12 protein-coding genes are annotated in these 13,421 nt (G+C 48.5%); 6 read left to right on the forward strand and 6 right to left on the reverse strand.

From position 1 onward, the window contains the following. Nucleotides 1–35: 35 nt before the first annotated feature. Entirely contained in the window at nt 36–1,259 is a 1,224-nt protein-coding gene (gene csdA / locus K6Q96_RS03240) for a cysteine desulfurase CsdA (RefSeq protein ID WP_251877740.1), read from the reverse strand. A gap of 383 nt (nt 1,260–1,642) precedes the next feature. Between csdA and K6Q96_RS03245 the strand changes: the two genes are divergently transcribed. From K6Q96_RS03245 to rlmM, 4 genes are read left to right on the forward strand one after another with little or no spacing between them, the layout of a single operon-like run. Then, the gene (locus K6Q96_RS03245; RefSeq protein ID WP_251877741.1) at nt 1,643–2,548 is read left to right on the forward strand and encodes a transcriptional regulator GcvA; all 906 of its coding nucleotides are present in this window, start codon (nt 1,643–1,645) and stop codon (nt 2,546–2,548) included. Further along, nucleotides 2,545–3,177, forward strand: a complete 633-nt coding sequence (locus K6Q96_RS03250; protein WP_251877743.1) for an alpha/beta family hydrolase — start codon at nt 2,545–2,547, stop codon at nt 3,175–3,177. Before K6Q96_RS03245 ends, K6Q96_RS03250 begins: the two co-directional genes overlap by 4 nt. Further along, nucleotides 3,177–3,551 carry a DUF423 domain-containing protein gene (locus K6Q96_RS03255; RefSeq protein WP_251877745.1) on the forward strand — a complete coding sequence of 125 codons (375 nt, stop codon included), beginning with the start codon at nt 3,177–3,179 and terminating at the stop codon, nt 3,549–3,551. Before K6Q96_RS03250 ends, K6Q96_RS03255 begins: the two co-directional genes overlap by 1 nt. Nucleotides 3,552–3,608: 57 nt before the next feature. Continuing rightward, nucleotides 3,609–4,676, forward strand: coding sequence for a 23S rRNA (cytidine(2498)-2'-O)-methyltransferase RlmM (gene rlmM / locus K6Q96_RS03260; RefSeq protein ID WP_251877747.1), 1,068 nt, complete (start codon nt 3,609–3,611; stop codon nt 4,674–4,676). A gap of 50 nt (nt 4,677–4,726) precedes the next feature. Here the strand turns inward: rlmM and xni are convergent, their stop codons facing one another. The 5 genes from xni to queF form a co-directional block, all read right to left on the reverse strand. Continuing rightward, entirely contained in the window at nt 4,727–5,497 is a 771-nt protein-coding gene (gene xni, locus K6Q96_RS03265) for a flap endonuclease Xni (protein WP_251877749.1), read from the reverse strand. Nucleotides 5,498–5,560: 63 nt separating this feature from the next. Continuing rightward, nucleotides 5,561–6,931 (reverse strand): nucleotide 5'-monophosphate nucleosidase PpnN, encoded by a 1,371-nt coding sequence (ppnN, locus tag K6Q96_RS03270; protein ID WP_251877752.1) that lies wholly within the window; start codon nt 6,929–6,931, stop codon nt 5,561–5,563. Between the two features lie 210 nt (nt 6,932–7,141). Continuing rightward, nucleotides 7,142–8,698: a GGDEF domain-containing protein gene (locus tag K6Q96_RS03275; RefSeq protein WP_251877754.1), complete on the reverse strand. Its 1,557-nt coding sequence runs from the start codon at nt 8,696–8,698 to the stop codon at nt 7,142–7,144. Nucleotides 8,699–8,829: 131 nt separating this feature from the next. Next, entirely contained in the window at nt 8,830–11,100 is a 2,271-nt protein-coding gene (locus K6Q96_RS03280) for a tetratricopeptide repeat protein (RefSeq protein WP_251877756.1), read from the reverse strand. Nucleotides 11,101–11,180: 80 nt separating this feature from the next. Then, nucleotides 11,181–12,026 carry an NADPH-dependent 7-cyano-7-deazaguanine reductase QueF gene (queF, locus tag K6Q96_RS03285; RefSeq protein ID WP_062667569.1) on the reverse strand — a complete coding sequence of 282 codons (846 nt, stop codon included), beginning with the start codon at nt 12,024–12,026 and terminating at the stop codon, nt 11,181–11,183. A 62-nt stretch (nt 12,027–12,088) separates the two neighbouring features. On the opposite strand from queF, the gene syd reads away from it, so the two are divergent. Both syd and K6Q96_RS03295 read left to right on the forward strand, forming a co-directional pair. Next, on the forward strand, nt 12,089–12,634 hold the full coding sequence (syd, locus tag K6Q96_RS03290) for a SecY-interacting protein (RefSeq protein WP_251877758.1): 546 nt from the start codon (nt 12,089–12,091) through the stop codon (nt 12,632–12,634). A gap of 6 nt (nt 12,635–12,640) precedes the next feature. Beyond that, entirely contained in the window at nt 12,641–13,414 is a 774-nt protein-coding gene (locus tag K6Q96_RS03295; protein ID WP_251877760.1) for a Zn-ribbon-containing protein, read from the forward strand. Nucleotides 13,415–13,421 lie beyond the last annotated feature (7 nt).

Below are 13,421 nucleotides of genomic sequence, written 5' to 3' on the forward strand. Positions count from 1 at the left end.
TCAACTCAATGGTCTGCGAAAAAATTGTCGACATTTTAAAGCAAATCACAGGCTTTCTGAATGGCGGCGACGCAGCGTGATATGTCGCCTTCGGTATTGTAAAGGGCAATAGAAATACGCACACAACCATTGATGCTAAGTGCATCCATCAATGGATGAGCACAGTGATGCCCGGAACGCACCGCAATACCCTGTTGATCCAGTAAGGTGGCGATATCGGAGTGATGAACGCCATCGATGATGAATGCAACGATACTGGCTCCGTGTTGTAACCCGACGATGCGCAGATCTTCGATATTTTGGATACCTTCGAGCAGCTGGTTCTGAAGCGCAGCAATATGCGCTTCTGCTCCTTTATGGTCAATGTTGGCCAGCCAGTGAATAGCTTCCCCCAGTGCTATGGCACCTGCGACATTGGGAGTGCCTGCCTCAAACTTCGCTGGAGACTCCGCATACTGGGTACCGGAAAAGCTCACTTTCTCCACCATTTTCCCCCCGCCATGCCACGGTGGCATCGTTTTCAGCAGGGAAGGTCTGCCATACAATACACCGATCCCAGCAGGCGCAAACAGCTTATGACCGGAGAAAACATAGAAGTCGGCATTCATAGATGTCACATCAACGTTCTCATGCACCACAGCCTGCGCGCCATCAACCACCACAATTGCACCTGCCATGTGAGCTTTCTCAATGACCGCTTCAACGGGATTTCTTGTGCCTGTCACGTTGCTAATATGCGCAATGCACAGCATTCGTGTTCTAGACGTCAGCAAGTTATCCAGTTCAGCAAGCTCCAATTGACACGTCTGTGGGTTAATCGGCCACTTGACTACGTTTGCACCGGTTTGTTCTGCCACTATCTGCCAAGGGACGATATTGGCGTGATGCTCCATTTCAGTCACGATGATCTCATCGCCAGGTTGCAGTTTCTGCCGGGCATAGGTCTGTGCAATCAGATTGAGTGCTTCCGTTGCGCCACGTGTCCAGACAATGCCTTCGACTGGCGCATTCAGGAAATCAGCAACAGTCTGGCGGGCCGCTTCAAAGCGGTTGGTTGCTGATGCGGTCAGTGAGTGAGAACCACGGTGCACATTGGCGTTGGCCCCGGAATAGTATTGGCTAATACTCTCGATCACCGCCCTTGGTTTTTGAGACGTGGCAGCACTGTCCAGATAAACCAGTGGCTTGCTATGGATATGCTGATCCAGCGATGGAAAATCGCGTCGGATGGTATCTACGTCAAAAGGGCGGTTAGTCATGGTTTTGATTTCACTTCACTGACTCAGTTATAGAGGCGAATGATCGCTTTTTCGTAATATTAACTCAAGAGAAAGTAATGGATGTGAAATGGTTTCAGGACGAAACGAAGGACAAAAAAAAGCACCGAGCAATTTGCTCAGTGCTACGACAAATTTTTTGATTGATAGGATTCAAAAAATACAGCAAGTATGAAAAGTAGATTTCTCTACCGAATTTCGGCGGTGCCGAAATATGCAAACACAACATCGCAACCACAACATTTGTCGTACGTAGGGAACGATAATCCCGTGGTGCGCGCAAACTATAGGTTTTCTCTGGAGCCAGAACAATCGACATTTTATAATACTGTTCATTAGAAAAACTTATTCACTAAGGACGCACTATGGCTCGACGTCTCCCTCCCCTCAATTCGCTCCGTGTGTTTGAAGCAGCTGCCCGTCATCTAAGTTTTACCCGCGCCGCTGAAGAGCTATTTGTGACCCAGGCTGCGGTGAGTCATCAGATAAAAGCACTGGAAGAATTTCTTGGTTTAAAGCTGTTTCGACGCCGTAATCGCTCGTTACTTTTGACGGAAGAAGGTCAAAGCTATTTTCTTGATATTAAAGATATATTTACTTCTTTGGCTGATGCCACAGACAGAGTGCTGGAACGTAGTGCGAAAGGAGCGCTGACTATCAGTCTGCCGCCAAGTTTTGCGATTCAGTGGCTGGTGCCTCGCTTGGCGGACTTTAACCAGCAACATCCAGAGATTGATGTGCGCATTAAAGCTGTAGACATGGAAGATGGCTCACTGACAGACGATGTCGACGTAGCCATTTACTATGGAAGAGGGAATTGGCCTGGACTGCGCTGTGATGAACTTTATCCGGAGTTTCTGCTGCCAGTATGTAGTCCAGCATTACTCAATGGGCCTAAGCCACTCCATAGTCTCGAAGATTTGAAGCATCACACTTTACTTCATGACAGAACAAGAAAGGACTGGAAGACTTACGCTAAGTACTATCAGATTAGTGACATTAATCTAAATTATGGCCCGATTTTTAGTCACTCCACCATGGTGCTTCAGGCAGCCGCACTGGGGCAAGGCATCGCATTGAGTAACAATGTACTTGCACAACCAGAGTTGGAATCTGGCAGACTGGTCTGTCCGTTTGAGCATTTCTTGATGAGTAAGAATGCGTTTTATCTCGTTAGCCAACAGAAAGATGCGGATTCAGGCCGTATCGCTGTATTTAGGGAATGGGTATTAGCGAAAGCTGCTGCCGAACAGGAGAGTATTTCTGCATGAGTGAATTTTCAGAACAGCGTGTGTTGATTGATGGCCCAGTATCTACCGAACATACTTTTATTTTTGCCCATGGTGCCGGAGCTGGCATGGAGCATGATTTCATGGCGGAAGTGGCAGGGATGATTGCTGAGCACGGCATTCGTGTTGTGCGTTTCAATTTCCCTTATATGATTAAACGCGCTGAAGATGGCAAGAAACGCCCTCCAGATCGCGCGCCTAAACTGCTGGAGGCGTTTAAAGAAGTGATTGCCGAATATGGTACTGAGAAGACGGTCATTGGCGGAAAGTCCATGGGAGGGCGAATGGCAAGTCACCTCGCTGATGTTCAAGGGCTTAAAGGTATAACTTGTTTAGGTTTCCCTTTTCACCCGCCAGGTAAACCAGAAAAAGACAAGGGTGAACACCTTGGAAAGTTGCCACTTTCCACGCTGATTTTGCAGGGGGAACGAGATACCTTTGGTAACCGTGCTGAGCTGGAAAGCTACCCATTATCAGATAAGGTCACTCTCACGTTCATTCCTGATGGGGACCACAGCTTCAAACCGCGAAAAGCATCGGGCCACACCGAAATCGGTAACCGTCAAATGGCAGCTGATCACATCGCGGCGTTTATCAAAGAGGTGTGCTAATGAATGGTCGGCATTATGCCTCACTTGGTTGCGTGTTTGCTGGTATTGCAGTTGCGCTTGGCGCGTTTGCTGCCCATGCCTTAAAAGCGCAGCTTCCTGCTTATGAGCTCTCTATTATCGAGAAGGGTGTTCAGTATCAGTTCTGGCATGCACTGGCATTGCTCGCTCTCGGGCTTTGGTATCGAACTCAGCCACAGCGTCTGCTCTCCATTGCGTGTGGGTTTATTGTGGTAGGCATTCTCTGCTTTAGTGGTAGTTTGTATGGCTTGGCGCTGACAGATTGGCGATGGCTTTGGCCTGTTACTCCGCTGGGAGGGACTTTCTTTTTGGTTGGTTGGTTACTCGCGGCAGTCTCTCTCTGGCGCAAAGCTTGAGTTCAGCACCTTGCTTCATCATAATGTCGCGTCATTTTTATAGGTAGCAGGCCCGAGATGAACCAGATTTTATTGTATTGCCGCCAGGGCTTTGAAAAAGAGTGTGCGGGTGAGATTCAGGACAAAGCGACAGGAGTCGAAGTGTACGGTTTCCCACGTGTGGAAAAGAACACTGGCTACGTGCTGTTTGAGTGTTACCAGCAAGGCGATGCAGAAAAACTGCTTCAGAAGTTGCCGCTGACCTCATTGATCTTTGCGCGTCAGATGATTGCTGTAGTGGATACACTGAATGATTTGGATCCAGGTGACCGTATTTCACCGATTCTGGCGCTTGGCGGTGAACTGCCAAAATGTGGCGATATCCGCGTGGAAACGCCAGATACTGCACAAGCAAAAGAGTTGCTGAAATTCTGCCGAAAATTCACTGTGCCATTGCGTCAGGCGTTGCGTAAACGCGGCGTATTGCTGGCAAAAGACAACCCGAAAAAGCCGGTGCTGCACGTGTGTTTTACTGCGCCGGGCTGTTGTTTCGTGGGATACTCACTGTCGAACAACAATTCGCCTCATTATATGGGTATTCATCGCCTGAAGTTCCCAGCGGATGCTCCAAGCCGTTCGACACTGAAGCTTGAAGAAGCCTTCCATGCGTTTATTCCTCGAGATGAGTGGGATGAACGATTAGCACCGGGAATGTGGGCGGTTGATCTTGGCGCTTGTCCGGGGGGGTGGACGTATCAACTGGTGAAGCGCTCTATGTTCGTTCACGCGGTTGATAACGGTGCGATGGCGGAAAGCCTGATGGAAACCGGTCAGGTGAAATACCATGCTGCCGACGGTTTTAAGTTTGAGCCTCCACGTAAAAACGTGACTTGGTTAGTGTGTGACATGATTGAAAAGCCTTACCGTGTTGCACAACTGATGGGCGAGTGGTTGATTGAGGGCTGGGCGAAAGAAACCATCTTTAACCTGAAGTTACCAATGAATCGCCGTTTTGAGCAGGTGAAAGAAGATCTACAGAACCTAAAAAAGTTCCTGATTGAAAACGGGCTAAAATTCGAGATGCAGGCAAAGCATCTTTATCACGACCGGGAAGAAATTACCGTACATATTCGGGTACTGAAATAGCAAAAAGGCAGCCAATTGGCTGCTTTTTTCATCCTTGGGTTCTATAAGAATTAGAGTGCGTTGTAGCGGATATCCTGAAGGTTAAAACCCAAAGTAATGTCCGTTTTTAGTGTTGCTACCTGCTTGCAACGAAGTGCCAGTTCCTCTGTGCCTTCCAGCTTTTTCTGCCATTTAGGCTCAACATCTTCTGCTGCATATAGCTGCTCCAAAGTATCGTAACGTTGCAGTAGGGTCGACGCCGTTTTCGGGCCAATACCCGGCACGCCTGATACGCTGCTTGAACTAATACCTGTCAGCCCCCAATAATCAGTTAGTTGTTGAGGTTGAACGGCAAATTCTTTTTCAATAAACGGACTGTCGAGCCAGCGCTGCTGGAAATAATCGCGTATGCGCAGCGTTGGTTGTAGTAACTGGCAATAGCCTTTGTCGGTGGAAACGATCGTGACCTGACCATCTCGGCTGGCTACTTTGATCGCGAGAGTGGCAATCATATCGTCGGCTTCGTCGCCGGACGAAAGCAGCGAATCAATGCCCATATCCCAAAGCGCATCCTGAATTTTATCTAGTCCAGCTTGCAGGGCCTCAGGCATGGGTTTGCGACCCTGTTTATACTCCGGAATCAGTTCTGCGCGCCAGCCTCTGTCCTGCTCAGTATGATCGAACACAGCGACAATGTGGGTGGGCTCTGAAGAGCGGATAATCTTGGTCAATGCACGGGTGCAGACTTGAATCGTCGAGGCGATATCTTCCGGATCTGGCTGCGCAGCGTGCACCCGGCGGATGAGGTTCATGGCATCAATGATGACAAGGTGAATTGACATGGATTACCCAAATAAAAATGGCCCGTTGGGGCCATTCTAATTGCTTGAGAGATAAATGAAAGCCTATCGCCCATCAGAGCCCTGAACGATCTCGTAACAGGGAATATATTCTGAGCCAGGCAGCTTCATGCGCTGCTGTTCCACAAACCCGCGAAGGAGTTTGTCCATCTTCTTCATCAGCACAGCATCGCCATTGATCTTGAATGGGCCATTACGCTCAATTTCCCTGATACCTTCCTCTTTTACGTTACCAGCAACAATGCCCGAGAAAGCTTGGCGAAGTGCGGAAGCCAGAAGCTCCGGACGCTGATTCATGTGCAGGTCGAGGTTTGCCATGTTTTCATGGGTTGGTTCGAACGGCAGTTGGAATTCAGGTGCAATCTTCAGTGACCAGTTAAATGAATAGGCATCACCCGTTGACTGGCGGTGCTCTTTCACTGCAGGCATGCCTTGTTTGATAATACGCGCTGCTTTTGCCGGATCGCCAATCACAACCTCATAGTATTTCGTGGCTTCTTCGCCAATCACATCACGGATAAAATCATCAATGACGCGGAAATAATTTTCACTCTCTTTCGGGCCAGTCAGTACCACAGGCATGGGTTGGTTGGCATTATCTGGGTGCATCAAGATACCTAACAAATAAAGCAGTTCTTCTGCAGTACCCGCGCCCCCCGGGAAGATAATGATGCCGTGGCCGACACGCACAAAGGCTTCCAGACGTTTTTCAATATCAGGGAGAATGACTAGCTCATTTACAATCGGGTTTGGCGGCTCAGCGGCGATGATCGATGGCTCTGTCAGACCAAGGAATCGGCTGCCAGTCACGCGTTGTTTCGCATGACCAATCGCAGCACCTTTCATAGGGCCTTCCATCGCACCCGGTCCACAACCGGTACAGATATTGAGTTCGCGCAGACCAAGCTCATGGCCAACTTCGCGAGTGTACTGGTATTCGGTCGCATTTATGGAGTGACCGCCCCAACAGACCACCAGATTTGGGTCTTTGCCGGGTACCAAGGTTTTTGCATTTCGCAGGATATCAAATATCAGGTTTGTTACGTGGCTGGAGTTAGTCAGGTTAAAGACTTTGGCGTGTTCCAGCTGCACATTGACGTGAATGATATCGCGCAGCACAGAGAACATATGCTCCTGAATACCTCGGATGATACGGCCGTCGACAAATGCGTGTTCAGGTGGGTTTATCAACTCGAGTTTTACACCACGCTCACGGCGCATGACACGGATGTCGAACGATTTATATTTTTCCAGCAACTCTTTAGAGCTGTCAGTGTGGCTGCCAGAGTTCAGTACCGCCAACGAACAGTTGCGGTATAAACGATAGAGGTCGCTTTTAGCAGTATCTTTCAGTCTGTCTACTTCAAGCTGGGAAAGAAGATCCATTGCCCCGACTGGGCTGATGTGAGTGATCATAATCACCTCCTGTGTAGAGAAAGCACACTGTATTAGAGGGAGGGTGTAGGTGACACCATTTCGTTTTTATCAGAATTTATTTTCAATGGTTTAAAAATCAGTGTGTTATTTAACCATACACACAGAAAAGCAGTTTAGCCAGCTCAGGTATTAAAAAAGAAAAACGCCGTAGGGTAAGAAAATAGGTAGGTGTTTGATAGCAGTGGGCGATTAAGCCCAAACAAGCTTGTTGCGGCCGTTGTGCTTAGCGTTGTAGAGGGCATTGTCTGCGCGTTCAAGAACTTCAACTGTGTTGTCGTTGTCTTTAAACAGACTCGCACCGATAGAGACCGTAATGGTCAATCGGGTGTTTTTAAACTTGAACGGTAAACGTGAAACCGTATCGCGCACATTATTCAAAAGTACTTTGCGAGTTTCTTCATCTGCGTCTGGCAGCAGTATTACGAACTCTTCACCACCGAAGCGGGCGATAAAATCAGTATCGCGCAGACATTGGTGGATAGTGCGGGCAACGACCTTCAAGACTTTGTCACCCACCAAATGACCATACTGATCGTTTACGCTCTTGAAGTGGTCGATATCGATCATCGCGAGACAAAAAGGAGTTTGGTAGCGAATCCAACACCGGTACTCATGCTCTAGACGATCATCAAGGGCGGCGCGGTTGTATACCTTCGTGAGTGGATCAAGAAGCAGTTTACGTTCCTGATCGCCAAGACGACGACGATAATCCATTGTCTGTTGGTACAGCGCTTCGAGCTTCTGCTCGTTATGCTGCAGCTGTTCCATTAACTGTTGCTCACGTTCTTCCAACTCACGGTTGCGGGCTACCAGAGAGGCGAGATTGACTGCGACCTGAGACAGGTTAGGACGTAATTCTTCCAGTGATTCCGCATCCCTAAGATGGATGTTGATCGAATCGACTGATGCCGCTAATTCTTCATTCAATGAGCTGCGTTGAGTAGCAATGGCCTGAGAGCTGTCGATAGAGCGGCCATTATGGCGCTGAAGAATCGACAAATCTTCATTGAGCTGAGAAAGGAATGCTTGCGATGCTTTACGTTCATTGCGCGTGCCATCAAGAATCAACTGGACAGATTCTAGGGTCAGTTCAAGAAGAGTTTGCGCATCCGGTGATAGCAACAAACGGCTTCGAATATCCAAGAGGCGGTCACCAACTTCTCCATCAAAGTCGAGTTCGGTGATTAGGTGTTGGAGTTCACTACAAAGCTGGTTAATACGATCGATATTGAGGAGATCGCGAGCACTGAGGCCGTTAGATGGCAGAGAAAGTAGTTTAAGGGCGCGCTCATAAAGCTGAAGCAGTGCAACGATTTTCTCTGTACTGCCTTTCTGTTCTGCGGCTGGGCTGGTTAACAGGGTTCGTAGGTCGCGTTTTAACTGCGCAGGCAAGCCGGGAAGACATTTGAGCGTTTCCCCGCTTTGCTGGAATTGGCATTCCAGTGAGTCTTTGGCACGTTCCGTTGCCTGATTGTGTCTGTTAACCATTCTCTCTACCAATGCGAGCTGCGGTATCAATCTACTGACATCTTCCTGAGAGTCAAGCTCGCGTCGGATTTGTGAGAGACGCTCGTTGAGAACCTTATCATCATGGACTTGTGAGGCGGCTATCAATCGTGAGATGAGACGTTTCAGGATCGTGGCTTCGCGCCGCGATTTAAGAGCTAAATCACGGAAAACCAGCTGAGAATGCTGCAACTTTTCTTTAAATAGGATGACATCATCATCTGACGAGAAGTTGGACATAAAACGCGACTACATCTCCAATCTCCAATGCAGCGCAATAAAAGTCTGCAATTGAAGCTGTTATTTCACTATTGCACGTGTGCAACGCTTAGCTATAACGGTTTATTACTTGGGCTATCAATAGATTGGCGTCAGTTTTTATCAGATTCGTGAACCGTCTGCCAGTTAATTGCACTGAGTGCCGAAGTTTTGACCTTTATAAGGCCAGTGTTGATGCCGTCCAAGCAGGCTTGGCGGACATTATTGTCAGCAAAACAGGCCGCTGGGGTCGAATCTATGGCACTTAAATGCACCCAGTGACTGGTGTGCTCCAATTTACTTGCCTGACGTGCTGCACTCGTTGCCATCAGTAGGATGTCGATAAGTTCTTTGTCGTTAATTGACGTAAATGCACGGGGTAGAAAAGGGTAATCTGCCATTCCGATACGAAGGCGGTCATCGACGTCTTCTAGTCTGTTTTCCTGGACAAAATCATCAATTAGCGACTGAATTTTTCCTGCCAGTTTATCCGGTTCGTTCAGTGTTTCGGCATTCGGCTCAATGTAGATGAACATGGCGTCAGAGAAGTGATAAAGACGCGCGGGCTTTTTGATGTGGGATTGCATGTAATCACCAAGCTTACGCTCCAGATCCAGACCCTGATGATAGCCATGTTGTAGGTACACAACTTTTAGGAAAGGTACTTCAAACATGGCAAAGCTGAGTTTGTCGCTCAGCGGCTCATGGATCATTTCGCCCAGATACCACTGCTCAAAGTGAGCACTGCTTTTAGCCAGCGAGTTGGAGAGCCTGTCGTTCAACATTCGCAGGTTTCTTAATCCACTTCTAGGGTGGGTATACAGCTCTTTTTGTAGGTCTTCGAGTTGATGTTGACGCGAGCTGGCCGCTCGGTGTCTTAGCACCAATATGAGTATGAGGACAGCGAGGCTACCAATTAGAAAGAGATTGATTTTCTTTTGCTCGACGATGATTTCTTCATCCGCTGCCTGTTTACGCTGCATGTCTTCAAGTTGCAACTGACGTTCAATCACCCGTTGGCGGTGTTTGAACGATTCGGCTTCCTGAATTTGTTTGTGGCTTTCGTTACGCTTATCGATGAGGTCAAAGCGACGCTGGATATTCAGCGCCTGCTTAAAATCGCCTTTTTGCTCGTACGCATGAGACAAACGTGCAAGGCATTCAAGCATCAGTATCCGATTCTTGAGGGATTCGGCGTTTTGCATGGCTTGTTTTAAAGCGTCTATTGCAACATCCGGCTCTTTCTCCAGAATAGCCAGCTCACCTTTTAGCAACAGGGCTTGCGCGAGTGGAAGGGCGAGCTCATGGTTTTGCGCCACACCAATTGCACGGGTGACGTACTCATCGGCTTGGTTGTAGCGCAGCAACTTAAGGTAAGTACGGGCGATGGAGACATTGATGTTAGCAATGTTGGTGGCACGCGACAGCATGTTCTCAATATCGAGGGCATTGAAATAATGCACCAATGCAAAGTTATAGCGGCCTTGTTGACTGTAGATATTTGCTAGAAGGGTTTGGGTTTCTGAAAATCCGCGGTTCAGGTCATAGCGCTCATAAAACTCCGCAGCCTGATTGGCGTGTTGCAATGCTTTGTCCATCGCACCTTGCTGCTTGTAAAGCTTGGTCAACGACAGGCTAGCACTGGCAATTTGTGCGGCCAAGTCATTCTCGCTGGCAAGCCAGTAAGCACTCAGGAGGTCAGACAGTGCACGCTCATAAGACTCAATGCTCAAGTAATAATTACCAACAGCAATCTGGTAGCGGACTTTCTGTTCAATATTCGGTTGACTACCGAGCGCTTTTTCCACCTCAGTAAACTGTGCCAAACTATCGGCTTCTGTTTCATCCTCGGCAGTGATGATGGCGTTTAACAGCTTGGCTTCGAAGTCGAGCCGATAGATGCTGGACGGACGCGGGCCGCTGATAGACGCAATATTGCCGAGAAGGGCGTTGAGCATCGCCACTGCGTCATCAGGCTTGTCATCCAAATAGTAAAGAATGCTTGCTTGCGTCAGCATAATTTCAAGCTTTGCATGCTTCATGCCGTTTTCTTCGACCATGTTTTTGGCTTTACCTAACGCTTCCCAGGCCGCGTAATGATTTCCCAAAGCACTATGCGCTTTGGCAGTAATTAGGTAAGCATGCACCGTATTCAATGGTGTGCGAATCGAACGGTCTGATTCGTTGTTGCTATGCGGTCGATTAGAGGTTTCTGCCAGTCGACGCTGCAAAAGGTAGCGCTCAGTGACTTCGAGGGCCTTTTCCGGTGCGGTCGGGATCAGCGCTTCGGCTTCTGCCAGAATGGACGTGGAATAGAGCCTCGCATCGGCAAAAGCGGCGAAAAGCAAAGAGCAGGAGAGCAGTGCGGCTGGCAAGAATCGCATGGCTGAGTATTTTCGTTCCCTGGGTCAACTGACCTGATTAAAGAAAAAACAGGCTCTGATGTCAGAGCCTGTAGACAGGATTATTGACGCGCCAGTCGATTGTTTTCGCTTGGCGTTTTACCCATGTTAGTACGGTATGGGTTGATGTCGAGGCCACCGCGGCGGGTGTAACGCGCATAAACAGTTAACAGTTCTGGCTGACAGTACTTCATCAGATCAATGAAGATACGTTCAACACACTGCTCATGGAATTCATTGTGGCGGCGGAATGACACAATGTAGCGCAGCAGTTTTTCGCGGTTAATACGTTTACCTTTATAAGCAATACGTACTGAACCCCAGTCAGGCTGGCTGGTGATAAGACAGTTAGACTTCAGCAGATTACTGTTTAGGGTTTCAGTGACCTCTGGGCCGTCAGCCGCGCCTTCAAGCAGTGATGAGTCAAACTCATAGCTGTCGATTTCAATGTCTTGCTCGTCGATGTTCTCACCGCCAAAAGCGATCACCGGTGTATTGGTAAATTCTTCCAGCGGAGATAGGGTGACATCCACGTCAGCACCTGCACATGCTGACAAATCTTTCGCCAGCACATCTACTACCTCTTGCCAGCTTTCAAATTTGGTTTGATTGAAACTGTTCAGGTAAAGCTTGAAGGATTTAGATTCAATCAGGTTTGGCGTGGTAGCCGGCAGGCGAACTTCACCAATTGCCACCTGAGGCAGCCCTTTTTTGTTCAACCAAGACAGTTCGTAGAGCGTCCAGATATCGTACCCGGTAAATGGCAGCGAATCGCCCAAATCAAGGTCATCGCGGTTAAGGCTTCGTGGTACTGGCTGCAGCAGTTCAGGGGCATAGTGCTCCTGATAGTCCGTTTTCTGACCCAACGTCAGGCCAGCAAGTTCTTTTGCATCTTGATATTTGCTCATACGGTTTTGCCACGGATCGATTAGAATGCGCAAAGTTTACTGAATCTTGAGGAATCTTGCTAATGAATCACTCTGTCTCCCGTGCGCTTTGGTCTTTCAGTGAGCGCTTTGTGGACGCCTGGCACCAGAAACACGGTTCTAAGCCACAAAGCGACGCCTATCTTGGCTTGGAATCGCCTTGTGTGCTGCAGGAAACTGACGAGGTGGTGATTTGGCAACCGGTTCAACGTGAAGAGCTGGCGGACTTCTCTAATGTGGAAGAAGGTATTGGTATTTCTCTGCATGAGGATATTAAGTCGTTCTACGCGGCTCAGTATTGTGGAGACATGGCGGTAAAATTTGACGGAGATTCACTCGAAATCATTCAGGTATGGAGTGAAGAAGATTTACCGCGACTTCAAGAGAACATGCTGGGCCATCTTCTGATGCAAAAGCGCCTCAAGCATAATCCGACCATCTTTATAGCGGCGACGAATAATGAACTGGATGTGGTTTCGATTTGTAACGTCAGCGGTGAAGTGATTAAGGAACGTATTGGTACCAAGCAGCGAATGGTACTAGCACCTAATATTGAAGCGTTTCTTGAGCAACTCGAGCCCGAGGTATAACCGTCTATGTATGTGGTTGAGCTAACGTTTGAGTGCTTCGACGATACAACAATTTCTGCAGTAGACCGCGCGGTAAATGGGCTGATGGATGCTCTTCGCTATAATGGTCAGGTATTGGGGCGCGAGTTTCCTATAGTACTGGGCGACGGGCAATTCCACGTCCGTGTGGTGTGTCCTGAAAAAGACAGTCTGAACCCAAAATACAACAGCCCACAGGTTAAACAGAAGCTTAACCAACTGGCGGGTGCGAGCCTCTTATCCCCCAAGGTGAAGGTGTTAGGGCGTGATATCAACTCCGAAGAGAGCGCACCAGAGATTGAGCGTAGCTGGCAGGTGATGTACACCACCTACGTCCATACCTGTTCACCGTTGCGTTGCGGTGAAACCTTACTACCAATTCCACTTTACCACATCCCAGCGACCTTTAACGGCGACCATAAAGCGGAAGTAAAGTGGCAAACTGAATGGCAAGCGTGTGATGAAATTCAGATGGCTGGAGCATTCAAAGCGGAACACGCAGCGCTCGCAGAGATTCAGGATGTAGAGAGTTTGCTGTTCCGAAAAGGTTGGGACATTCGCGGACGTATCGAATATCTGACCAAAGTGCCCACCTACTACTATCAGTACCGTGTTGGCGGTAAGGATGCGGAATCGGAACTGGCGCGTCGGTGCCCGAAATGTGGCGGCGACTGGTTACTTGAATCACCACTCCACGATGTATTCCATTTCAAATGCGACGATTGCCGATTGGTTTCGAACTTATCGTGGGATTTTCAGTAATCTCGCT

Origin of the sequence: Grimontia kaedaensis, assembly GCF_023746615.1 — a bacterium.
In the GTDB taxonomy this organism is placed as follows: Bacteria; Pseudomonadota; Gammaproteobacteria; order Enterobacterales; family Vibrionaceae; genus Enterovibrio; species Enterovibrio kaedaensis.

Excerpts from the sequence above, each read along its gene's own strand:
- csdA (WP_251877740.1), bottom strand. The coding sequence starts at position 1,259 with ATGACTAACCGCCCTTTTGACGTAGATACCATCCGACGCGATTTTCCA.
- K6Q96_RS03245 (WP_251877741.1), top strand. The coding sequence starts at position 1,643 with ATGGCTCGACGTCTCCCTCCCCTCAATTCGCTCCGTGTGTTTGAAGCA.
- K6Q96_RS03250 (WP_251877743.1), top strand. The coding sequence starts at position 2,545 with ATGAGTGAATTTTCAGAACAGCGTGTGTTGATTGATGGCCCAGTATCT.
- K6Q96_RS03255 (WP_251877745.1), top strand. The coding sequence starts at position 3,177 with ATGAATGGTCGGCATTATGCCTCACTTGGTTGCGTGTTTGCTGGTATT.
- rlmM (WP_251877747.1), top strand. The coding sequence starts at position 3,609 with ATGAACCAGATTTTATTGTATTGCCGCCAGGGCTTTGAAAAAGAGTGT.
- xni (WP_251877749.1), bottom strand. The coding sequence starts at position 5,497 with ATGTCAATTCACCTTGTCATCATTGATGCCATGAACCTCATCCGCCGG.
- ppnN (WP_251877752.1), bottom strand. The coding sequence starts at position 6,931 with ATGATCACTCACATCAGCCCAGTCGGGGCAATGGATCTTCTTTCCCAG.
- K6Q96_RS03275 (WP_251877754.1), bottom strand. The coding sequence starts at position 8,698 with ATGTCCAACTTCTCGTCAGATGATGATGTCATCCTATTTAAAGAAAAG.
- K6Q96_RS03280 (WP_251877756.1), bottom strand. The coding sequence starts at position 11,100 with ATGCGATTCTTGCCAGCCGCACTGCTCTCCTGCTCTTTGCTTTTCGCC.
- queF (WP_062667569.1), bottom strand. The coding sequence starts at position 12,026 with ATGAGCAAATATCAAGATGCAAAAGAACTTGCTGGCCTGACGTTGGGT.
- syd (WP_251877758.1), top strand. The coding sequence starts at position 12,089 with ATGAATCACTCTGTCTCCCGTGCGCTTTGGTCTTTCAGTGAGCGCTTT.
- K6Q96_RS03295 (WP_251877760.1), top strand. The coding sequence starts at position 12,641 with ATGTATGTGGTTGAGCTAACGTTTGAGTGCTTCGACGATACAACAATT.